Source organism: Exiguobacterium sp. RM11 (assembly GCF_059821525.1).
In genome coordinates this window covers 1,767,453-1,786,633 of the sequence record NZ_CM187558.1, presented here as the reverse complement: position 1 = coordinate 1,786,633, position 19,181 = coordinate 1,767,453, and the positions used below count along the sequence as shown (strand labels likewise).

General features: G+C 47.2%; 24 protein-coding genes. 20 read left to right on the top strand and 4 right to left on the bottom strand.

Annotated elements, in window-relative coordinates; genetic code table 11:
* Window position 1 precedes the first annotated feature (1 nt).
* Window positions 2-1,354 carry a cryptochrome/photolyase family protein gene (locus AC5LIL_RS09335; protein WP_499823953.1) on the top strand — a complete coding sequence of 451 codons (1,353 nt, stop codon included), beginning with the start codon at window positions 2-4 and terminating at the stop codon, window positions 1,352-1,354.
* Window positions 1,355-1,386: 32 nt separating this feature from the next.
* Here the strand turns inward: AC5LIL_RS09335 and AC5LIL_RS09330 are convergent, their stop codons facing one another.
* Complete coding sequence (locus AC5LIL_RS09330) at window positions 1,387-2,292, bottom strand: COX15/CtaA family protein (RefSeq protein ID WP_499823952.1); 906 nt, start codon at window positions 2,290-2,292, stop codon at window positions 1,387-1,389.
* Between the two features lie 334 nt (window positions 2,293-2,626).
* Here AC5LIL_RS09330 and cyoE point away from each other — a divergent pair, with 334 nt between their 5' ends.
* The 9 genes from cyoE to AC5LIL_RS09285 all read left to right on the top strand — a co-directional run bounded on the left by cyoE (window position 2,627) and on the right by AC5LIL_RS09285 (window position 9,953).
* On the top strand, window positions 2,627-3,553 hold the full coding sequence (gene cyoE / locus AC5LIL_RS09325) for a heme o synthase (RefSeq protein WP_214783949.1): 927 nt from the start codon (window positions 2,627-2,629) through the stop codon (window positions 3,551-3,553).
* A 97-nt stretch (window positions 3,554-3,650) separates the two neighbouring features.
* Window positions 3,651-4,628 carry a cytochrome c oxidase subunit II gene (coxB, locus tag AC5LIL_RS09320; protein ID WP_074035327.1) on the top strand — a complete coding sequence of 326 codons (978 nt, stop codon included), beginning with the start codon at window positions 3,651-3,653 and terminating at the stop codon, window positions 4,626-4,628.
* Between the two features lie 38 nt (window positions 4,629-4,666).
* Window positions 4,667-6,535 carry a cytochrome c oxidase subunit I gene (gene ctaD / locus AC5LIL_RS09315; protein WP_074035326.1) on the top strand — a complete coding sequence of 623 codons (1,869 nt, stop codon included), beginning with the start codon at window positions 4,667-4,669 and terminating at the stop codon, window positions 6,533-6,535.
* The gene (locus tag AC5LIL_RS09310; RefSeq protein ID WP_015881284.1) at window positions 6,536-7,162 is read left to right on the top strand and encodes a cytochrome (ubi)quinol oxidase subunit III; all 627 of its coding nucleotides are present in this window, start codon (window positions 6,536-6,538) and stop codon (window positions 7,160-7,162) included.
* Between the two features lies 1 nt (window position 7,163).
* Window positions 7,164-7,493 carry a cytochrome C oxidase subunit IV family protein gene (locus tag AC5LIL_RS09305; protein WP_074034939.1) on the top strand — a complete coding sequence of 110 codons (330 nt, stop codon included), beginning with the start codon at window positions 7,164-7,166 and terminating at the stop codon, window positions 7,491-7,493.
* 134 nt (window positions 7,494-7,627) lie between these two features.
* Window positions 7,628-8,551 carry a cytochrome c oxidase assembly protein gene (locus AC5LIL_RS09300; RefSeq protein WP_499823951.1) on the top strand — a complete coding sequence of 308 codons (924 nt, stop codon included), beginning with the start codon at window positions 7,628-7,630 and terminating at the stop codon, window positions 8,549-8,551.
* Between the two features lie 23 nt (window positions 8,552-8,574).
* Window positions 8,575-9,036, top strand: a complete 462-nt coding sequence (locus AC5LIL_RS09295; RefSeq protein WP_074034935.1) for a DUF420 domain-containing protein — start codon at window positions 8,575-8,577, stop codon at window positions 9,034-9,036.
* A 21-nt stretch (window positions 9,037-9,057) separates the two neighbouring features.
* A complete protein-coding gene (locus AC5LIL_RS09290) occupies window positions 9,058-9,672 on the top strand; it encodes an SCO family protein (RefSeq protein WP_074034929.1) in 615 nt (204 codons plus the stop codon).
* A gap of 5 nt (window positions 9,673-9,677) precedes the next feature.
* Complete coding sequence (locus AC5LIL_RS09285) at window positions 9,678-9,953, top strand: hypothetical protein (RefSeq protein ID WP_074034927.1); 276 nt, start codon at window positions 9,678-9,680, stop codon at window positions 9,951-9,953.
* A 62-nt stretch (window positions 9,954-10,015) separates the two neighbouring features.
* Here the strand turns inward: AC5LIL_RS09285 and AC5LIL_RS09280 are convergent, their stop codons facing one another.
* Window positions 10,016-10,378 carry a YugN family protein gene (locus AC5LIL_RS09280; protein WP_015881291.1) on the bottom strand — a complete coding sequence of 121 codons (363 nt, stop codon included), beginning with the start codon at window positions 10,376-10,378 and terminating at the stop codon, window positions 10,016-10,018.
* A gap of 104 nt (window positions 10,379-10,482) precedes the next feature.
* Entirely contained in the window at window positions 10,483-11,217 is a 735-nt protein-coding gene (locus AC5LIL_RS09275; protein WP_271305028.1) for an ATP-grasp domain-containing protein, read from the bottom strand.
* A gap of 153 nt (window positions 11,218-11,370) precedes the next feature.
* On the opposite strand from AC5LIL_RS09275, the gene AC5LIL_RS09270 reads away from it, so the two are divergent.
* The 5 genes from AC5LIL_RS09270 to AC5LIL_RS09250 are packed head-to-tail and all read left to right on the top strand — an operon-like array spanning window position 11,371 to window position 14,166.
* Window positions 11,371-11,820 carry a YlbF/YmcA family competence regulator gene (locus tag AC5LIL_RS09270; RefSeq protein ID WP_074034922.1) on the top strand — a complete coding sequence of 150 codons (450 nt, stop codon included), beginning with the start codon at window positions 11,371-11,373 and terminating at the stop codon, window positions 11,818-11,820.
* A complete protein-coding gene (locus tag AC5LIL_RS09265) occupies window positions 11,804-12,058 on the top strand; it encodes a YlbG family protein (RefSeq protein ID WP_143406649.1) in 255 nt (84 codons plus the stop codon). The genes AC5LIL_RS09270 and AC5LIL_RS09265 overlap by 17 nt, the downstream gene beginning before the upstream one ends.
* A 52-nt stretch (window positions 12,059-12,110) precedes the next feature.
* Entirely contained in the window at window positions 12,111-12,677 is a 567-nt protein-coding gene (gene rsmD, locus AC5LIL_RS09260) for a 16S rRNA (guanine(966)-N(2))-methyltransferase RsmD (RefSeq protein ID WP_074034920.1), read from the top strand.
* 5 nt (window positions 12,678-12,682) lie between these two features.
* Window positions 12,683-13,177: a pantetheine-phosphate adenylyltransferase gene (gene coaD / locus AC5LIL_RS09255; RefSeq protein WP_074034918.1), complete on the top strand. Its 495-nt coding sequence runs from the start codon at window positions 12,683-12,685 to the stop codon at window positions 13,175-13,177.
* Complete coding sequence (locus tag AC5LIL_RS09250; protein WP_499823950.1) at window positions 13,174-14,166, top strand: SepM family pheromone-processing serine protease; 993 nt, start codon at window positions 13,174-13,176, stop codon at window positions 14,164-14,166. The genes coaD and AC5LIL_RS09250 overlap by 4 nt, the downstream gene beginning before the upstream one ends.
* Here AC5LIL_RS09250 and AC5LIL_RS09245 read toward each other — a convergent pair.
* Window positions 14,145-15,275, bottom strand: a complete 1,131-nt coding sequence (locus AC5LIL_RS09245; RefSeq protein WP_499823949.1) for a tRNA(Met) cytidine acetate ligase — start codon at window positions 15,273-15,275, stop codon at window positions 14,145-14,147. The two genes, AC5LIL_RS09250 and AC5LIL_RS09245, sit on opposite strands and share 22 nt — an antisense overlap.
* A gap of 156 nt (window positions 15,276-15,431) precedes the next feature.
* Between AC5LIL_RS09245 and AC5LIL_RS09240 the strand changes: the two genes are divergently transcribed.
* The 5 genes from AC5LIL_RS09240 (at window position 15,432) to bshC (ending at window position 19,049) form a co-directional block, all read left to right on the top strand.
* On the top strand, window positions 15,432-15,959 hold the full coding sequence (locus AC5LIL_RS09240; protein WP_074034907.1) for a YceD family protein: 528 nt from the start codon (window positions 15,432-15,434) through the stop codon (window positions 15,957-15,959).
* Between the two features lie 22 nt (window positions 15,960-15,981).
* Complete coding sequence (gene rpmF, locus AC5LIL_RS09235; RefSeq protein ID WP_015881300.1) at window positions 15,982-16,155, top strand: 50S ribosomal protein L32; 174 nt, start codon at window positions 15,982-15,984, stop codon at window positions 16,153-16,155.
* Between the two features lie 120 nt (window positions 16,156-16,275).
* The gene (locus AC5LIL_RS09230; protein WP_499823948.1) at window positions 16,276-17,115 is read left to right on the top strand and encodes a 2-dehydropantoate 2-reductase; all 840 of its coding nucleotides are present in this window, start codon (window positions 16,276-16,278) and stop codon (window positions 17,113-17,115) included.
* The gene (locus tag AC5LIL_RS09225) at window positions 17,109-17,468 is read left to right on the top strand and encodes a DUF3397 domain-containing protein (RefSeq protein WP_074034903.1); all 360 of its coding nucleotides are present in this window, start codon (window positions 17,109-17,111) and stop codon (window positions 17,466-17,468) included. The genes AC5LIL_RS09230 and AC5LIL_RS09225 overlap by 7 nt, the downstream gene beginning before the upstream one ends.
* Before the next feature lie 24 nt (window positions 17,469-17,492).
* Window positions 17,493-19,049 (top strand): bacillithiol biosynthesis cysteine-adding enzyme BshC, encoded by a 1,557-nt coding sequence (gene bshC / locus AC5LIL_RS09220; RefSeq protein ID WP_499823946.1) that lies wholly within the window; start codon window positions 17,493-17,495, stop codon window positions 19,047-19,049.
* The last annotated feature ends 132 nt before the right edge of the window (window positions 19,050-19,181 follow it).

Below are 19,181 nucleotides of genomic sequence, written 5' to 3'. Positions count from 1 at the left end.
GATGAAACGAGTATGTTGGTTTCGATCGGATTTTAGATTGACCGATAATCATATGCTTCACCGGGCGCTGAACGATATGGAAGAGGGGGATGACCTCGCTTTCGTCTTTTGGCTAAACCCGAAATATTGTGACCCGTTCGAAGTCCGTCACGATTATTTCTTCTCGACGATGCGAACGTTTATGGATGATTTGGAAACAAAAGGGTTGGGGCTTCGAGTGCTCGTCGCGGAAACGGAGAAGGATTTCGTGGAACAGCTCGGGGAGATAGATGCTCTATATTTCAATGCGGAGTATGTAGAACCGTTCAAACAGCGAGACGACCGTGTCATCGAGGCACTTGGTGAAGAGGTGAAAGTCGTACGACTCCTTGACCGGCATCTGTTTCATCCCGATGCGTTCAGCACGAAGAGTGGAGACCCGTATAAAGTGTTCACCCCGTTCAAAAAAGCGGCTTATGCTGAGCAACCGCCGAAACCGTACGATGTCGATATCAATCGTTTAACAGATTTCATCAGCTCGAAAAACGAGCAGCCGAAAGAACTGAAAGACTTGTTCAAACGCTGTGAGCGAGAGTGGAAAGGCTTAGGGGAGACCGAAGCGAAGAAGCGGTTGACCCGCTTCGTCAATGATCGGATGGTCGATTATGATGAAAAGCGTGACATCCCGAGTATTGCCGGGACGAGCCGATTATCCCCATACTTACGGACCGGTGTATTATCGATTCGTACGATCACCGAGCAGGTGCTGTCCGCCAGAAAATCTAAAGGACGCGACACGTATTACGACGAACTGTTGTGGCGCGAATTTTATTATATGGTGATGGCGAAGTTAAAAGGATTGAAAGATCAACCGTTCAATGACAAATACAAATCGCTCGAATGGGAAGATAATGAGGAGCAGTTCGAAAAGTGGTGTAACGGGGAGACGGGTTATCCGATTGTCGATGCAGCGATGCGTCAATTGAACGAGACCGGATGGATGCACAACCGTCTACGCATGATTGTCGCATCCTTCTTGACGAAACATCTTCTTCTCGATTGGCGGAAAGGGGAACGATATTTCGAGAGGAAGTTGATTGATTACGAGGCCTCTTCGAATATCGGGGGTTGGCAATGGGCCGCCTCGGTCGGGACGGACGCTGTTCCGTATTTCCGTATTTTTAATCCGACGATGCAATCTGAACGGTTCGACCCAGATGGGACGTTCATCCGGAAGTATGTGCCGGAGCTAAAAGATGTGACAGACAAATCGATTCATTTTCCGGACCCGTCAGAGCGAGACAATTATGCGATGCCGCTCGTCGACCATAAAGAAGCGCGAGAGCGTGCCCTCGAACGATTTAAAGAATTGTAAACAAAAAAGCGCCGCGGCGCTTTTTTGTTTACTTACCCGTTCATGTCTTTTAATTGTGAATCACTTTGTCGGTCTGTCGAACGGTACGCATGGTAAGCGAGATAGGACAGGATGCCGAAGTAGCAAGTGATCAAGAATGCATGGAGGAGCGGCACGTACGTGGCGTGTCCACCGAGTACGATCCATGCGCCAGTCCCGACTTGAAGAAGAATGAAGAAAAGGGACGCCATCATGCCGCGTTCGATTAATCGATTCATCTCTTTTCGAGCAAGATAGAGGACATACAACGTGTACAAGACAAGTAGTCCAGCCATCACACGGTGACCCATTTGAACATAAGACTCAAACGTCCACACTTCTTGTTCACAAATCGGCCAACCGACACAAGCGTATGTAGCACCGAGGTGACGGACATAGGCTCCTGTGTACACGACAACCATCGTGTAAATCGAAAGACCGTAAAGATGAGATCTCAACCGTTTGGATACGACTTTATGCTTTCGGTCACCTTCGAATAATAGAATCGTCAAAATGAGTAGCGATGCAAACGAGACGAGAGAAATTCCGAAGTGAAGGGCCAAGATGGCATCTGATTGTTGCCAAATAACCGCCCCTGCTCCGATAATCGATTGGATGAGCATAAAGATAAATGCGAGAAACGCGAAGATTTTCACATCGACACGATGTTTGACCGCGATGAACGTCCAAATGGCGAGTGCGATGATCAAGAGACCTTCGATTCCCGAGACGACGCGGTGACTGTACTCGATCATCGTCTCAACACTTGGATTGGTCGGAATCAACTTACCGTGACAGAGTGGCCAGTCAGTCCCACAACCATCCCCTGAGTCTGTCTTCGTCACGGTTCCACCCATGATGAGGACAAGCATCATTCCGAGGGTGACAAACCCTGAGAAAAACGCGAGTTTTTTATGCATGCAATACCACCTGCTTCTAATCAAAATCCGTTAAAAATGTACCTTGTTTATTTATATTTTTTTCGCCATACTTATTATACGGCTTTCCGTTCAAAAAACGAAATGGAAAAGCTTGCAATCGTTATCAAAAACGTTATTCTAATATTAGTAAGGCACATAAGGTGTGACAAATATCACACTATAGACACAAAAAACTCGCTATTTTACAAGCATAAAGGGCGTATTTTATAAAAAAATATGGTATCTTTGTAGAGAGTTAAGTGTATTTTGTTCATATTGTGTTTTTTCTGTGAAGAGAATGCGAGGATTTCGTGATTATGTGGGGGGGGTCAGTATGACAAAAGTCAACCCAGGAATGACCGTAGATGTAGAATATACAGAGTCAACGTCATTCCGAGATTACGTCGCCTTAGCGAAAATGGGAATCGTTCGCGCCAACTTGATGTTGGTGTTTGCAGGTTTCTTCGTGGCAGCGACGTATCAGAGCGATACGCCAGTCCTTTATTTGTTTGAAGTTTGGCCACAGCTCTTATTAACGATGTTAGGAAGCGCACTCGTGATTTCGGGGAGTTGTTACCTAAACAACTTTGTGGACCGAGATATCGATTACTTAATGGATCGTACGGACAATCGACCGAGTGTAAACGGCAAGATTTCAGGGGAGAAAATTTTACTCCTCGGATTGACACAACTTGCGTTAGGAACTCTGTTATTGCTCCTTGTATCGTACGTCGCCGCTGTATTCGGTTTAATCGGGGCATTTTTTTATGTCGTGATTTATACGATGTGGCTGAAGCGTACGAGTACGCTCAATACGGTCGTCGGTAGTATTTCGGGAGCCGTTCCACCGCTCATCGGTTGGGCAGCACTTGATCCGAACTTGTATATTGATGCGTGGCTCATGTTTCTTGTCATGTTCTTATGGCAACCACCTCACTTCCTAGCGCTCGCTATGCGACGCACGGAAGAGTATCGAGCGGCAGGCATTCCGATGCTTCCGGTCGTGAACGGATTTGCCATCACAAAACGGCAGATCATCTGGTGGATTGCGACGCTGATTCCGGCATCGCTCTTATTTATGCACTATGGTCTTGTTTACTTGACAGTCGCAGCCGGTTTAGGGGGCTACTGGTTGTATCTCGGATTGAAAGGATTCAATGCCGAGGACGAAATTAAGTGGGCAAACAAAATGTTCTTCTATTCATTAATTTATTTAGTCGTGTGGATTATCGCGCTGATTTTGACAGCAGCAATGGCATAATCGCACTCACTATATAGAAAACCATTACACATCATTTTGGGAGAAAGTGGGGATTGTTGTGAAATCATTTAAGAAGCTTCTGTTTGGCATCGTCCCGATGATGATGTTCGCAGTCCTGTTGTCAGGTTGCGGTCAAGAGGGATTGTCTGCATTGAAGCCGATGGGAGAAGGCGCTGAGCTTCAGCTCCGCATCATTCTCATCAGTTTGGCGATCATGCTCTTCGTACTCATCATCGTATCGGTCATTTACGTGTACGTGCTCATGAAGTTCCGTCGGAAAGATGAATCGATTCCGAAGCAAGTTGAAGGTAGCAGTACACTTGAGATGATTTGGACAGTCGTTCCGATTATCCTTCTCATCATTCTCGCTGTTCCGACAATCACAACGACTGTCGAACTCGCGAAAGCGAAAGAAGCGAAAAAAGAAGAAGAAATCAACGTTACAGCAAACTTGTACTGGTGGGAATTTGAGTATCCAGAAGCAGGTGTCGTGACAGGTCAAGAACTCGTCATCCCAGTTGGGAAACGCGTCGGCATCAATTTGACATCAAAAGATGTCATTCACTCATTCTGGGTACCGGCTTTATCTGGTAAAACAGATACAAACCCAGGACTTGATAACGAAATGTGGTTACATGCAAATGAACCAGGTACTTACTACGGGAAATGTGCAGAGCTTTGCGGTCCGTCACATGCCCTTATGGACTTTAAAGTCATCGCGCTCGAGCAAGAAGAATATGATCAATGGCTCGCTGACATGAAAGCCAAGCAAGACGAGAACGGTGAGAAACTCGTCGCAGACAACACGAACTTGACGACAGGTGAAGAAGTGTATGTTCAAAGCTGCTTGAGCTGTCACGGCGGCGGTAAAGTTGCACCAAGTTTAACGAACTTCGGCGATCGCGAGTGGCTCGCAGGTTACCTTGAAAACAACGAGGACAACTTGAAAGAGTGGATTCGTAACCCGCAAGATAAGAAACAAGGGGCTCTCATGCCAGGTTTCAATGAAGGTCAAATCAGCAACGAAGAATTAGACGCACTCGTTGACTTCTTGTATGAGCAGAAGATTGACTAACGGGAAAAGGGGGATTTCACGTGGCACAGACCACTGCAATGCAGCAATCGCGTAAATACAATGGCATCATGGATTGGATTACGACGGTTGACCACAAAAAAATCGGTATTTTGTATTTGTTCTCAGGAATCTTCTTCCTCCTTCTCGGTGGAATTGAAGCATTACTGATTCGTTGGCAACTTGTTAAACCAATGAACGATTTCGTCAGCGGTGAAACGTTTAACCAATTGATTACGATGCACGGGACGACGATGATCTTCCTAGCGGCGATGCCGATGCTATTCGGTTTCATGAACGCCGTCGTACCACTTCAAATCGGGGCACGCGACGTTGCGTTCCCATTCATTAACTCATTAGGTTTTTGGTTGTTCTTCTTCGGTGGAGTCATGCTTAACTTGAGCTGGTTCTTCGGAGCAGCACCGAACGCAGGGTGGACAGCTTACGCTCCACTTTCGACTCAACCGGAAGCAACAGGGGTAGACTTCTACGCCCTCGGTCTTCAGATTTCAGGTTTCGGTTCATTGATGGCCGGGATTAACTTCCTCGTCACAATCTTGAACATGCGTGCGCCAGGTATGAAGCTCATGCGCATGCCGCTCTTCACATGGACGACTTTCGTTGCATCGGCATTGATCGTCTTCGCATTCCCGCCACTTACGGTCGGATTGTTCATGTTGATGTTTGAGCGACTCTTTGGAGCCGCATACTTCGACCCAGCACTCGGTGGGAACGTTGTCATCTGGGAACACCTTTTCTGGATCTTCGGTCACCCGGAAGTATACATTTTGATCTTACCGGCATTCGGTATTTTCTCGGAAATCATTCCAACATTTGCGCGTAAACGCCTCTTCGGTTACACGACGATGGTCTTCGCGACAATGCTCATCGGTTTCCTTGGATTCATGGTTTGGGTTCACCACATGTTCACAGTCGGTCTTGGTCCAGTTGCGAACTCAATCTTCGCTGTTGCGACGATGGCGATTGCTGTACCGACCGGTGTTAAAATCTTTAACTGGCTCTTCACACTGTGGGGCGGTCAAATTAAATTTAACGTGGCGATGCTTTACTCAGTCGCGTTCATTCCTTCATTCCTCGTTGGTGGGATGACAGGGGTTATGCTTTCAGTCGCACCGGCTGACTACCAGTACCACGACAGCTACTTCGTTGTCGCTCACTTCCACTACGTTATCGTAGGTGGGGTTGTATACGGTCTCTTCGCAGGTCTTTACTACTGGTTCCCACTCATGTTCGGGAAAGCCCTTTCTGAAAAGCTTGGATACTGGCAGTTCTGGTTGTTCTTTATCGGTTTCCACTTGACGTTCTTCCCGCAACACTTCCTCGGATTGTTCGGTATGCCACGTCGAGTCTTCACGTACCTCGGTGGTCAAGGTTGGGATACACTTAATTTGCTCTCGACAGCCGGAGCATTCTTCATGGGTGTATCAACGATTGTCTTACTCATCGCTGTCGTGAAAGCCTTCTTGTCAAAAGAACGCGTCAAACCAGACCACTGGGGAGACGGGCGTACGCTTGAGTGGACACTTCCTGTTCCGACTCCGGAGTACAACTTTGCACAAACGCCACTCGTCAAAGGACTTGATACGTTCTGGCTCGAGAAAATGGCAGGAAACAAACGCGTGTCAGTCGCTGAGGAAGTTTCGGACATCCACATGCCGAACAACTCGCTCATTCCGTTCTTCATGTCACTCGGCCTCTTTATCGCAGGACTCGGTGCCATCTTCCAGATGGATAACACAGTCGTCGGTTGGTCATTGATCGGATTTGGATTAGCGATGACGTTCGTCTCGATGTTCCTACGTTCTTGGATTGACGATCACGGCTACTACATTCCGAAGTCACAAGTCGAAGCAGACTTGAAAGCGATTCGTGAGAAAGGAGAACAATAAATGGCACATGCAGTAGAAAAACACCCAGTGACCGGTATCCCGGCCAATCCAGAGAAAGCAACACTGGAAGGGAAAAATAAATATGTGGCCTTCTGGTTCTTCCTTGGTGGAGAGACCGTCCTCTTCGCCTCGCTCTTTGGAACGTACGTTGGTCTCTTGAACTCTGGTGCGCCAGAGGAGTTACGCTCGTATAACATTTTCGAAATGGAGCTCGTCTTCATCATGACGATGCTCCTCCTCACAAGTTCACTGACAAGTGTCCTTGCGATGATGAACATGAAAGCAAACAATCCAGGGCGTATGAAGCTTTGGTTGATTGTGACGCTCCTTCTTGGTGCAGGATTCCTTGGTGCTGAGATTTACGAGTTCATTCACTACTACCACATCGGTCACACGTTCACGTCGAGCGCATTCGGTTCAGCCTTCTACACGTTGGTCGGCTTCCACGGCGCACACGTTACGTTCGGTCTTCTTTGGATTACGACACTCTTGATTCGTAACTGGAACCGCCCAATCGATGTGTACAACGCACCGAAGTTTTATGTATCAAGTCTATACTGGCACTTCATCGATGTTGTTTGGGTCTTCATCTTCTCAATCGTCTACCTCTTAGGGATGGTGAACTAATATGGAAAAACGAGCAATGAACGAATCACACAAACAATTAGAGCTTGAAGTAAAAGCAGAATCGAAGCGCGAGTATCAACTTCAGTTGATCAGCTTCGCCATGATGATTTTACTCACGTTCGTGGCATTCGGTGCCGTCTATGCGGAACTGATGCCAGTCTGGGCAGCAGGTGGTTTCTTAATCATCTTGGCGGTCATTCAAGTCTTCCTACAGTTGTATATTTTCATGCATATGAATAACCGTGGGAACACATGGATCGTCGTCATGATGTGGTTAGGCATCTTCGTCGCCATCATCACGGTCGCGGCACTACGCTTACTCATTTGGTAATTGTGACAAAGGATTGAACATCTGTGGAAACACGGATGATTCGGTCCTTTTTCCTTTACTTCAAAAATGAATGAATAGTAATCTTGAAGTGAACGGTTTCAAAGGTTAGGGAGAGAAAGAAAAGGGGTGAACGGATGCTCTGGAATACGTCGGAGCTGCTCAATCAATTTGATTGGCTCACGTTATGGAGTCCGCTGTTCGGATTGCTCATGGTCGGGATTTATGTGTTATATGCCGTCGTGACAGAGAGAATGGCGAAGCGAGGATATGCCTCGACCACGTTATTACAAAAGTTTAGTATGTTGTTTGCAATTGTCTTGTATTATATCGGTTTCGGAAGTCCAATTGATGTGTTGGCACATATCATTTTATCGGTGCATATGTTCCAAATGGTGCTCGTCTATATTTTGGCACCGGCACTCGTCGTGTATGGTCTACCGTACTGGGTGTTTGAAAAAGTACTTAGCTTCAAATTCATTGGGCCAACGTTTAAGTTTTTAACAAAGCCACTCATCGCGCTCATTTTATTCAACGCATTGTTCTCGATTTATCACATGCCGGTCGTATTTGACTATGTCTTGACGAACTATGGCGTACACCGCATCTTCCACGGTGCATTATTCGTCTTTAGTTTGACGATGTGGTACCCGGTCATCGTTCCGCTCGTCACAGACGAAGAGGAAGGCATGTCCGACTTAAAACGAATGGTGTATATTGTCGCCAATGGAGTGTTGTTAACACCAGCCTGTGCGCTCATCATCTTCAGTCAAACGACGCTATATAACGCGTATACGGACCCGGAGACGTTCGCTAGGGTACTTGGATATTGTCTACCGAATGGGGACGTGTCGGGGATTAACTTAGAGGCGCTCATGGGAGCGACGAACAGTGCCCTCGAAGATCAACGGTTCGGTGGCGTCTTGATGAAACTCGGTCAAGAGATCGTTTACGGCTTCTTCTTCGGCTGGACCTTCTTCGGTTGGGTACGCCGTACGAAATCTCTTGCTCTCGATGAAGGCATGTCTTTCACTCCGCAAGAAACAAATGAGAAAAATTAAACAGAACAAAAGGGGAAACATTGATGAACTATCTTGCCTTAATTAGTGTGACATTCATCGTCATCAGTGCGATTCTTGTCGCCATCGGATGGGTGATCATCGCAAAAGACCGTAGCAACATCGAAAAACATAAGAAAGTGATGACGGCGGCCGCGATTGCAGCGACGACGTTCTTCATCCTTTACGTCTCACGTACCATCTTTGTTGGGAACACGGCATTCGGGGGACCGGATTCTGTCAAACCGTTCTATCTCGGCTTTATGATCTTCCATATCCTACTCGCGACTACAGGTGGCGTCCTCGGTTTGATCACCTTGTATCTCGGTTATAAAAACAAGATTGAGAAACACCGTAAAATCGGACCGAAAGCATCAGTTGTCTGGTTTTTCACGGCCATTACAGGTGTGACGGTTTATATTCTTCTCTATGTTGCTTATGACCCGGGTGAAACGACGAACGTATTCCGCGCAATAATCGGAGGATGATCCATAGAGAGGGAGAGTTGTATGAAACGGAATAGCTATATGACGGTCGGTTTAACGGTCCTAACGCTCGTTGTCATCGGAGTAGCCGTGTATTTTGTATTCTTCAACCAAGACGACTTGCCGGTCATCCAAGAGCCAACCCCGTTCACATTGACGAACGCATTGAATGAAGAAACATACAATTCCGATAATGGGAAAGTAAAAATTGTCACATTCTTTTATACGAACTGCCCTGATATTTGTCCGCTCACGCTACGTGATTTTATGAAGCTTGAGAAAGAGTTGAAGGCAGAGAATCTATACGGTTCAGACGTAGAGCTCGTCGCCATCACGGTCGACCCGAAAGTGGACACGGTCCCCGTACTCAAAAACTACGGGGAAGCGTTCCAGGCGGAGCCAAACGGATGGAAGATGTTGACGGGTGACCAGGTCGACATTGACCGAATCACACGACAGCTGCAATTTTATTATTCGAAGGCGAACAGCGGGCTTGTGACGCATGCGACGACGATGTACGTCATCGACCGTCATCATGATGTTCGTGCCGTCGCTCAGATGGCGACAGCAGGGGATGAACCCGTTGATATCGAATCTATCATGGAGGACGTTAAAGTACTCGCGAATGAAAAGGAGTGATCACCATGAACGATACGATGGCTGTGATTGGGAATGACTATTCATACGGAGACGTGACGATTGCAGAACGGGCGATTGAAGATTTAATCGCATGTAGCGCCATTGAGTTCGGCTTAAAAGAAGTGAAAGTCGTATCTCAATCGAAAGACCATTATGATTATCGAATCATTGCATCTTTACCACTCGTCGAGGCGGAGCGATTGTATCGCTACGTTCGAGACCAATTTGATTTATTGCTCGGTCAGGTCGATGTGACGCTGACCATCATTGCGACCAACTAATATAAGCCCACAGAGACGAATCGTCTTCTGTGGGCTTTGTTTGTAATCAAAAACCCCTTTGCTTATGCAAGGGGTTTGACTTCTAGTGTTTCTGCGAGTGCTTTTAGGCGACGTTCGCAGTCGCGGACGATTTCTTCTGGGAAGACTTCATCGTATTCAACACCGTGTGGATAATAATGCTTCCCTAAAATCGGTGTAAGCATTTTAACAACAGCGTGACGATCTTCGATTTGACCTTCAATGGCGTATACAGGTAAGCGAAGATAGAATGTTTCGCCAGTCGATTGTTTCTCATATTTCATATCATACGTGGCACGCTCATAATCCCAAGCACCTTCACGGATGAAATGATGATGATCCATGATCGTCTCGAGCAAACCAAAACGGATTTCTTTTCCCTCGATGTGGAACTGCTCAAATTTCATCATAATCCCCCTTTTCGAATAAACCTCATATGTCATCATACCATATTCAAAAACGTTCTTGGAATAACGTGTGTTCAAATTGTGAAAAAAAGATGAACGATTGATCAGCTTAATGTAGATAAATATTCTTCGATTTTTTGAGGGAGCTTTACCCCGAGTGGGAGCAGTCCTTCCGAACCGAAAAAGACGTTGAATTCCAAGATATAAAATCCTTCTTCCGTCACGATAACGTCAAACGCTGCATGGTTGATGTGCAACGTATTCGCAATCGATTGAACTTCTTTGACGACGTCTTCAGGAATGTCTTCGTACGAGAAGTTAGCGCCTTGGGCGACGTTGTTCAAAAACGCCTCACTGACGCGCCAATACGCACCGACGACTTCTTCACCAATAATGATGACTCGTAAATCGCGATCATTTGGAATGAACTCTTGGACATAGAACGTATCGTGATTTTCGACATACTCTAACCAGTCTTGATCGTTCTTGATCAGCCAAACCCCTTGTCCCATAGAGGATTTGGCTTTTTTGGCAACGAACGGATAGTGGAACTCTTCCAACACGCGTTCAATCGTGTATGGATTTTTTCCGTAGATGAGCGTCTTGGGAATACGGTGAGGGTACGTCGCTTTAAAGGCACGTGTCATCTCGATTTTGTCGTGCCCGAGATGATATGTCGCAGGAGATGGGAAAATGGCTTTGTTCATCCCGTAAATGATGGAATTGACCATCCAGTACTCGGGGAATAAAACGAGGTCAGCTTCGCGTACTTTATCGAGTTGATCATAATAATATTCAGGCTTCGCATAATCCGTCTTGATTCCGGCTGATCGGATCATATTAAAAGAAACTTTTTTCATATACAGACGCACTGGGTACGTCTATTCACTTCCTTTCTACATTGAACGCCTTGCGGTCAACTTCAATTATAGTGTGGATTGCTTACATAGGGAAACAATTGTGGTAAAATCATGGCAGAAAGGGTGAGGGGTATGATAATCACTGAACAGACGATTGCCCTGCTCGATCAAACTGAAGAATTGACCGATTTGATTGAAGCAAGCGAATCGTTTCAAACATATATTCAAACGAAAGCGGCACGTCTCGCATCACAAGAAGCGAAGGAAATCGAGCGCGAGTTCCTAAAGATGAAAGAAGACTATGAGTACGTCCAGCGGTTCGGGAAGCACCATCCGGACCACGACCGCATCAAGAAAGAGATGCATCTCGTCAAACGTCGTCTTGACGTTCAGCCGGAAATTGCTGCGTTCAAAAAAGCAGAACGAAGCTTGGATAAGTTGTTAGGGGAAGTGAGTGAACTATTAGCTCATTCAGTCTCTCCTAAAATCAAGGTCCCGACTGGTAATCCATTCTTTGACGAAGGTGGATGTTCCGGTGGTGGCAGTTGCGGAGGAGGCGGAAGTTGTGGATGCGCCGTCTAAGTTGAATGAACGGATCGGGTTCGTCGTATACGTGAATTCCTTGAAACAAGTGAAAGCGTTAAGACGTTATGCGAATCTGTACTTTGTCTCAAAACGAGAGAAGTATGCGTTTCTTTATACAGACCTCGAAGGTCATGAAGCTGTACTCGAACAAGTAAAGGCATTGCCGTTCGTGGAAGCGGTCGTTCGGAGCGAGCGTCCATTCATTTCCGAAACGTACGAGACAAAATCGAAATAAACAAAAAGATGAAGGTGGCATCACCTTCATCTTTTCTGCTGGAGGGAAAGACATGCGTGTCATATCTGGAGAACGAAAAGGGACCCGTTTAAAGGCGGTCCCAGGAACGGCTACGCGGCCGACAACAGATAAAGTAAAGGAATCGTTATTCAACATCATTGGACCCTATTTTTCTGGTGGGAAAGCGTTAGACCTCTATGCGGGCAGTGGTGGACTTGGCATCGAGGCGTTGTCGAGAGGGTGTGACGAAGCGGTGTTTGTCGACCGTCAACCGAAAGCCGTGCAAACGATTCAAGAAAACTTGCGGGCGACCCATTATGAAAACAAGGCGAACGTGTATCGCCAAGACGCCAAGGCGGTGCTCGAGCAACTTCGCGCACAGAAGGAACAGTTTAAGCTGATCTTTATGGATCCCCCGTATCATGCGGAAGAGCACGAGAATTTCTTACGACTGATTGATGAATCTGACATGTTGATCGATGTTGGCGTCATCGTCTGTGAACACGGGAGCGACGTGACATTACCGGAACGTATCGGACGACTTGAACGAATTAAAGAACAGCGATACTCAGAGGTGATCACAATCAGCTTTTATGAGTATGCATCGATTGAGGAGTGAAACAAATGAAGCGGATTGCGATTTGCCCGGGGAGCTTTGACCCGATCACAAATGGACATTTAGACATTATCGAACGAGCGGCGGCCATCTTTGACGAAGTCATTGTCGCCGTCCTTGAAAATTCAAGCAAGGCCCCACTATTTGATGTGGAAGAACGATTAGGACTCATCCGAGAGGTGACGACACATCTTCCGAACGTGTCGGCTGACGCGTTCGGTGGACTTCTCGTCGAGTACGCTGCGGAGCGAGAAGCGGCAACAATTGTGCGTGGATTACGAGCCGTATCTGATTTTGAATATGAACTTCAAATCGCATCAATCAATAAGAAGTTGAATGAGAACGTGGAAACATTGTTTATGATGACGAACAGTCAATACTCATTCCTTAGCTCATCTATCGTGAAAGAAGTAGCGAAATATGGTGCATCAGTTAATGAACTCGTCCCAGAGCAAGTCGAAGTCGCGTTACGTAAAAAGTATCAAGTGAGTTCGGGACAATGAAATCACTAAAAATCGGACTTGGTCTGCTCGTCACTGTTCTTCTATTTCTCTTCGTTCCGCTCCCTTATTACATTTCTTCACCTGGTGCCGCAACGTCGATTGAAGAGTTCCTGACCGTCGAAGGTGGCGAAAAGGATGAAGGGGAACTGATGATGGTGACCATCTCACAAAGGAGAGCGACACCGTTTTGGTTAGTGGAGAGTTGGGTCACACCGTTCACAGAAGCCAATTTATCTAGTCGTTATTTATACGATGGAGAAAGTGAGGCGGACTACGACAGACGTCAACAACTTTTGATGGACTCCTCTCAACAAGCGGCAATCCAATATGCATATGAGCTCGCTGGCGAAGAAGTGACGGTCGATTTTGAAGGGATTTACGTCTCTGCGCCGATTCCGGGATCTCTCGCCGCCAACGTCTTAAAGCCGGGCGATGTCATTACGGCAATCGACGGAATGTCTTTTGCGACACGTATGGACTTTTTAAATCGAGTGATGGAATCGGATGCCGGTGATGAAGTCGAGTTGACGATCGAGCGAGACGGGGAGGAGCGTATCGTGCAGACGCTCATTCAACCGATCGACCAAAGTGGTGACCGCGTCGGGATCGGTATTTATGAGCCACTCCCCGTCCAAGAGATCACAGCAGACCCTAAAGTCGATGTCGCTTTGACGAATGTCGGGGGGCCGTCCGCAGGATTGATGTTCACGTTAGAAATTTATGACCAGCTGACGCCTGGCGATTTGGCGAACGGAAAGCGGATCGCCGGCACGGGAACCGTCGATGAAGAAGGAAATGTCGGACCAATCGGAGGCGCGTGGCAAAAGATTGTCCCAGCGGACGAGGAAGGGGCAGAAGTCTTTTTCGTCCCGGCCGGTTCCAATTATGAGAAAGCGCTTGAATCGCGCGACCGTCTCGACAGTGACATAGAAGTCGTGCCCGTCAAGACGGTCGAAGATGCAATCCGTTATTTAGAAGAGATGAACTGAGGTCGCTGGCGGTGTTCAATCAATGTGTCGTTATGAAGCGGCAGTCGATACGCCTCAGTGACACGCGCTTCAAAATCGAGCCGTTCATCGTACTTACCGATGAGCGGCAATTCTTGTTTCACATCCCGTAATGCCAAACGGCCGATGTCATTAAACGCGAGCGGTCTCACGTATGGAACATCATCAAAACGAGTCGGTGCTTCTTCTTTTAACCAGTGCAGAAGGACGGAGACGAACGCTCGTTGAATCGATGTGCGCGTATAGCGACGTGTCGAAACGGATGTGAGGGCACGTTCAAATGACGTTTCGAATCCTGCTCGTTTCAGGCGAGGTGCGAGGGAACTGTCAATGCCGACGAGCTCGCTCAACGTATGGAGCGGTAACGTCCTGAGTTTGTATTGTAAGACGGGCCAATACAGTTCCCAATGCGTCATCGATTGCGACTGGAACATCGCTTCTGTCGATGCCGGGACGGCACGAACTTCACCCGTTTCTAGGTAATGGGCCCGGATGCCGGTGGCCGACATGACGTCTGTGAGTGAGGTGTCGTGATAATCTGCCCCGAGACGCTTCACAGTATGTAATTGAATCGTCTTTGCTGCTTTGGCGTAATGATACGCCAAAATATTATTAGGACGTGTCAAATCAAACGACGGATAGACGTAACGGAAAGCCCGACTCGAAGCTTGCGCCGACGAATGACCTTCTTGTAGCGCTTGATGGAGTGCCTCTTTATATGGAGGTGTCTCTTCGACATTGGACTGCGCTGCATGAAGGATGGCGTCGACATCGCCGCTTTCGCTTCCGAACGATAGCGTTTGGCAACGAAGTAGTTCGGCGATTGAGACGGCGGACATAGCGAAGCGGTCCGCTCGTTGTACCCCATACTTGGTCGGTAGTTCGACGACGAGGTCGATTGCCCCGCTCTCGACGGCCGCTCTTGCCCGTTTCCACTTATCGAATGAGGCTGGTTCTCCTCGTTGTGTGAACTGGGCACTCATGATGGCAATCATGGCATCAGCCCCGGTTTCTTGACGTGCGGTTTGCGCTTGATAATAGTGCCCGTTGTGAAACGGATTGTACTCTGCGATAATGGCCGTCTTTTGCATGATTTACTCCTTTGCATTGTCGTATGGATTGGTGTAAGATGAGTAAGTACGCTTTGGCAAAGCGCCGTCGTCAACTGATTTTAGTGTAAAGAAAAAACATTGACAAAACAAGTTGGCCTATCTATAATTCATATTGTTGCAATTGAGGTGATTCGGATGAAATGGTCTATTGCACAGCTACTTAAGCTCCGAAACCAGGGTGACGGTTTTACGATCGATGAGATGGTAGAACTACCAGAGCTAACTCAGCTCCATCCGGATATCCGTTCGATTCGCCCGGTGCATGTGCACGGGGATGCATCGTTCACATCTAATCAAGTTACATTCAATCTGAAGATTCAAGGTGATCTGACGTTGCCAGATGCGCGAACGTTAGAAGACGTCACTTATGAATTTGATATTGAATCGCTCGAGCCTTTCTTTTTGGAGAATGGGCGTTATACGGAGCAATTCGATGACGTGAATTTGCCAGAAGGAAATACAATCAGTCTTGTACCGATTGTAAAAGAGCTCATCATGTTAGACGTCCCGATGCAAGTTTACGGGAACGAAACAGACAAAACTCAGGTTGAAGGGGAAGGCTGGACGCTCACTGACGAACAGCCGGACGCTCAACCAAAAATTGACCCGCGATTCGCGGGACTGGCCGACCTGTTCTCGAAAAAAGAGAACGAGGAAGGTTAACTTTTCAAGGAGGTGGACAACGATGGCAGTACCATTCCGTAGAACGTCGAAAACTCGCAAACGTCTTCGTCGTACTCACTTCAAACTCAACGTACCTGGTATGAACGAGTGCCCGAACTGTGGCGAAATGAAACTTTCACACCGTGTTTGCAAATCTTGCGGACATTACAACGGTAAAGAAGTAACAAGCAAATAATGCGAGAAGAAGTGATCTGATATCAGGTCACTTCTTTTTTGTTTGTCATTTTTGGGTCATGGCGAGAAGATGTGGTAAACTTTTTGTGCGAAAATAGTTCTATTCAGGAGGAGAGCATGTATGAACTCCATTAAACGGATTGGCATTATCGGGAACGGGGCGGTCGGACTATTGATGGCATCCTTGCTTGCTGATGATTATGAGGTGACGGTATACGGACGAAGCGGATCACCTGAAAAGATTGTAATCACACGGACAGGTTTGACGAGTGGGTCAGCATATGTATCGCTACAATCTAGTGCCACATTAGAAGAAACTGACCAAGATCTCTTTTTTGTCACGACGAAAGCCCATCAAGTCGAACAGGCGACGGAACGACTCTCTGGAGCCGTTCCGGTCTTCATTTGCTCGAACGGGATTGCCCATCTAGATTATGCGAAACAACGTGGTTTTCATATAGGTGTCGTTGAACACGGGGTAACGAAACAAGGGAACATCATCGAGCATCGTGGACTCGGGCGTATTCGAATCGGGAGCATGACAGGTCTCCTTCCAATCACACTTCAAGATAGTCCCCTTCAGGTCATTTGGGAAGACGACATCGAACAAGTCGTGATCGAAAAGCTCTTTGCGAATGCCATCATCAATCCCATTACAGCACTATGCCGTGTTCCGAATGGGGCGCTCGTAAACGCACCATATCGTGAAATTGCGCATTCTATCTACGAGGAACTAACGCCGTTATTTTCAAAGCGTGTCTCGTATGCTTATATCGAGTCGATCATCGAACGCACTGCCGAAAATCGTTCTTCTATGTTGCGTGATCTTGAAGAGGGACGACCGACAGAAGTGGATGCGATTCTAAAACCAGTGATTGAGAAAGCCGAACAAATGAAGATTTCACTTACAGTCATCCCACTGCTACATAAACTGATTATAGGAGCGAGCGCATCGTGTTAGTGTATATCGTTTCATTTCCACTCATCTTATGGTTTATGGTGTATATGATACTTAGAAAAATTATGCCGAAATCAATCAACTCATTCAAACTCGCCTGCGATGCTGGGGTCGTGCTCTGGTTCTATGCATGTGGCGTTTTACTGGAGGCCATCTTCGGGACGGAAGTGTTTCTTCTGTTGCTTGCGGCGTGTTGCGCCATCTTTCCGATCAATGCAATCTGGCAGCGGATTCGTTATGAGGAAGTGTTATTCACGAAGATGTTCGTTCACGGCTGGCGCTTGCTCTTCTTAATCCTAGTCCCGACGCATGCGATTTTATTTGCGATCGGCGTGGCCCAAGAGATGATTCGTTGATTGATTGAAAGGAAGTTGTTATACGTGAAGGTAGAAGCATTTGATGCCCTATACGCACCCACATCCCCGATGATACAAATTGCAGAAGGGTACGGGCGCTGGCTCGATTATCAAGGTATGGATGAAGTCGAGAAGCGCGCAACGGAGATTGCAGGACGTTCTTACGACCATCTCCATGAACTCGTCCACATTTTAAAACAGCAGCAACAGCAGTTCGGGGAACTATCGGAACGTCTATCAGCGAATCTCGATTTGCTCGAACAGCGTGAAGCATACGTTATGGTGACCGGTCAACAAGTCGGCGTGTACGGAGGTCCTCTATTCGCTGTATACAAATTGCTAGCGGTCATCAAACGAGCGAAAGAGGCGGAAGCGAAGCTCGGCAAACCGGTCCTTCCGATTTTTTGGATGGCGACGGAAGATCATGACTTCGCGGAAATCAATCATGTCTTCACGACCCAGACGTTTTCGAGAACGTTAAAAAAAGATGCATTATCCACGCTTCCGTTAGCAGGGAAAGCATCTGTAGGGGAACTCGAGTTCGATCGAGTGAAACTTGAACTGGTACAAATGGCGCAGCGGATGTTGTTGAACGAGACGGAGACGCCCCATACATTACGTCTGTATCAGGAGCTGATTGAACTCATTCAAGAAAGTCATTCGTTCGCGCAGTTCTTTGGAGGAATGATGCGCCGTTTCGTAGGGAACGACTTTTTGTTGTTTGACCCGCACGCGAGTGACGTCCGCGCACTTGAACGTCCGATGTTCCGTCGACTGATCGAACAGCATGACGCATTGCAACGAGCGCTTGAACATGCCTTCGAAGACGGCATGCCATCTGTCGAGTTAAATAAAGAGGCGGCACATCTCTTTTATCATGACGGGACGCGTGAGCTGCTCACAAAAATCGACTCGGTATACACAACAAAACGTGGGCATCGATTCACGGAGACCGAATTGCTCAATGAAATCGAGGCACACCCGGAACGCTTTTCAAACAACGTCGTCTCTCGACCGCTTATGCAAGACTATTTGTTTCCGACGCTTGGTTACGTCGCTGGTCCTGGAGAAATCGCCTACTGGCTGCAACTCCGTCCGTTATTCCACGAGATTGGATGGAAAATGCCGCTACTATTACCACGCCTCGGCGGGTTAATCGTCTCGAGTAACGATGAAAAGAAATTACGACAAGAAGGCGTCACACTTGAGGAATATATGAAACACCCACTGCCTGATCATCCGTTTGATGATGAGGCGTTCGAAGCGAAGTTATATGCGTATCGGACACTCACGGAGGCGGTCAGCCAGGAAGCCCGCAGTCACGGCAGACGATTTGAGTCGAAGTCGAGACACGTTCTCGAACGGTTGGCAGATGAGATGCGTGGCGAGGCAAAACGTGATCAATATCGATTGAACGCACGCCGCATTCATCTTTCGACTCGACTGTTCCCAATGAATGCGCCTCAAGAGCGTATTTTATCGATGGTCCCGATGTTGAATCGCCATGGTTTGGATATTTTTGAGCGGATGAAGCACGCTTATGAGCAATCGGAAGCGGAGCGATGTTTGTTCAAGGTATAACCTTTTTTTGAACAGCTCTTGACATTTGTCAGGAGCTTTTTTTTGTTGTTACCTTTTTGTTTCCTCTTTTCACTAAAAACCTGTACGGACCTTGACATTTTTATGATAAAGTAAGTGTAATAAAACAGTTGA

Bases quoted from the DNA above. Each gene is read 5' to 3' on its own strand.
- AC5LIL_RS09295 (WP_074034935.1), top strand. From the start codon at position 8,575: ATGAACTATCTTGCCTTAATTAGTGTGACATTCATCGTCATCAGTGCG.
- AC5LIL_RS09300 (WP_499823951.1), top strand. From the start codon at position 7,628: ATGCTCTGGAATACGTCGGAGCTGCTCAATCAATTTGATTGGCTCACG.
- AC5LIL_RS09330 (WP_499823952.1), bottom strand. From the start codon at position 2,292: ATGCATAAAAAACTCGCGTTTTTCTCAGGGTTTGTCACCCTCGGAATG.
- AC5LIL_RS09270 (WP_074034922.1), top strand. From the start codon at position 11,371: ATGATAATCACTGAACAGACGATTGCCCTGCTCGATCAAACTGAAGAA.
- AC5LIL_RS09280 (WP_015881291.1), bottom strand. From the start codon at position 10,378: ATGAAATTTGAGCAGTTCCACATCGAGGGAAAAGAAATCCGTTTTGGT.
- AC5LIL_RS09250 (WP_499823950.1), top strand. From the start codon at position 13,174: ATGAAATCACTAAAAATCGGACTTGGTCTGCTCGTCACTGTTCTTCTA.
- AC5LIL_RS09230 (WP_499823948.1), top strand. From the start codon at position 16,276: ATGAACTCCATTAAACGGATTGGCATTATCGGGAACGGGGCGGTCGGA.
- coaD (WP_074034918.1), top strand. From the start codon at position 12,683: ATGAAGCGGATTGCGATTTGCCCGGGGAGCTTTGACCCGATCACAAAT.
- AC5LIL_RS09290 (WP_074034929.1), top strand. From the start codon at position 9,058: ATGAAACGGAATAGCTATATGACGGTCGGTTTAACGGTCCTAACGCTC.
- AC5LIL_RS09240 (WP_074034907.1), top strand. From the start codon at position 15,432: ATGAAATGGTCTATTGCACAGCTACTTAAGCTCCGAAACCAGGGTGAC.
- AC5LIL_RS09335 (WP_499823953.1), top strand. From the start codon at position 2: ATGAAACGAGTATGTTGGTTTCGATCGGATTTTAGATTGACCGATAAT.
- ctaD (WP_074035326.1), top strand. From the start codon at position 4,667: ATGCAGCAATCGCGTAAATACAATGGCATCATGGATTGGATTACGACG.
- AC5LIL_RS09275 (WP_271305028.1), bottom strand. From the start codon at position 11,217: ATGATCCGATCAGCCGGAATCAAGACGGATTATGCGAAGCCTGAATAT.
- AC5LIL_RS09310 (WP_015881284.1), top strand. From the start codon at position 6,536: ATGGCACATGCAGTAGAAAAACACCCAGTGACCGGTATCCCGGCCAAT.
- AC5LIL_RS09285 (WP_074034927.1), top strand. From the start codon at position 9,678: ATGAACGATACGATGGCTGTGATTGGGAATGACTATTCATACGGAGAC.
- rpmF (WP_015881300.1), top strand. From the start codon at position 15,982: ATGGCAGTACCATTCCGTAGAACGTCGAAAACTCGCAAACGTCTTCGT.
- AC5LIL_RS09305 (WP_074034939.1), top strand. From the start codon at position 7,164: ATGGAAAAACGAGCAATGAACGAATCACACAAACAATTAGAGCTTGAA.
- rsmD (WP_074034920.1), top strand. From the start codon at position 12,111: ATGCGTGTCATATCTGGAGAACGAAAAGGGACCCGTTTAAAGGCGGTC.
- coxB (WP_074035327.1), top strand. From the start codon at position 3,651: ATGATGATGTTCGCAGTCCTGTTGTCAGGTTGCGGTCAAGAGGGATTG.
- AC5LIL_RS09245 (WP_499823949.1), bottom strand. From the start codon at position 15,275: ATGCAAAAGACGGCCATTATCGCAGAGTACAATCCGTTTCACAACGGG.
- cyoE (WP_214783949.1), top strand. From the start codon at position 2,627: ATGACAAAAGTCAACCCAGGAATGACCGTAGATGTAGAATATACAGAG.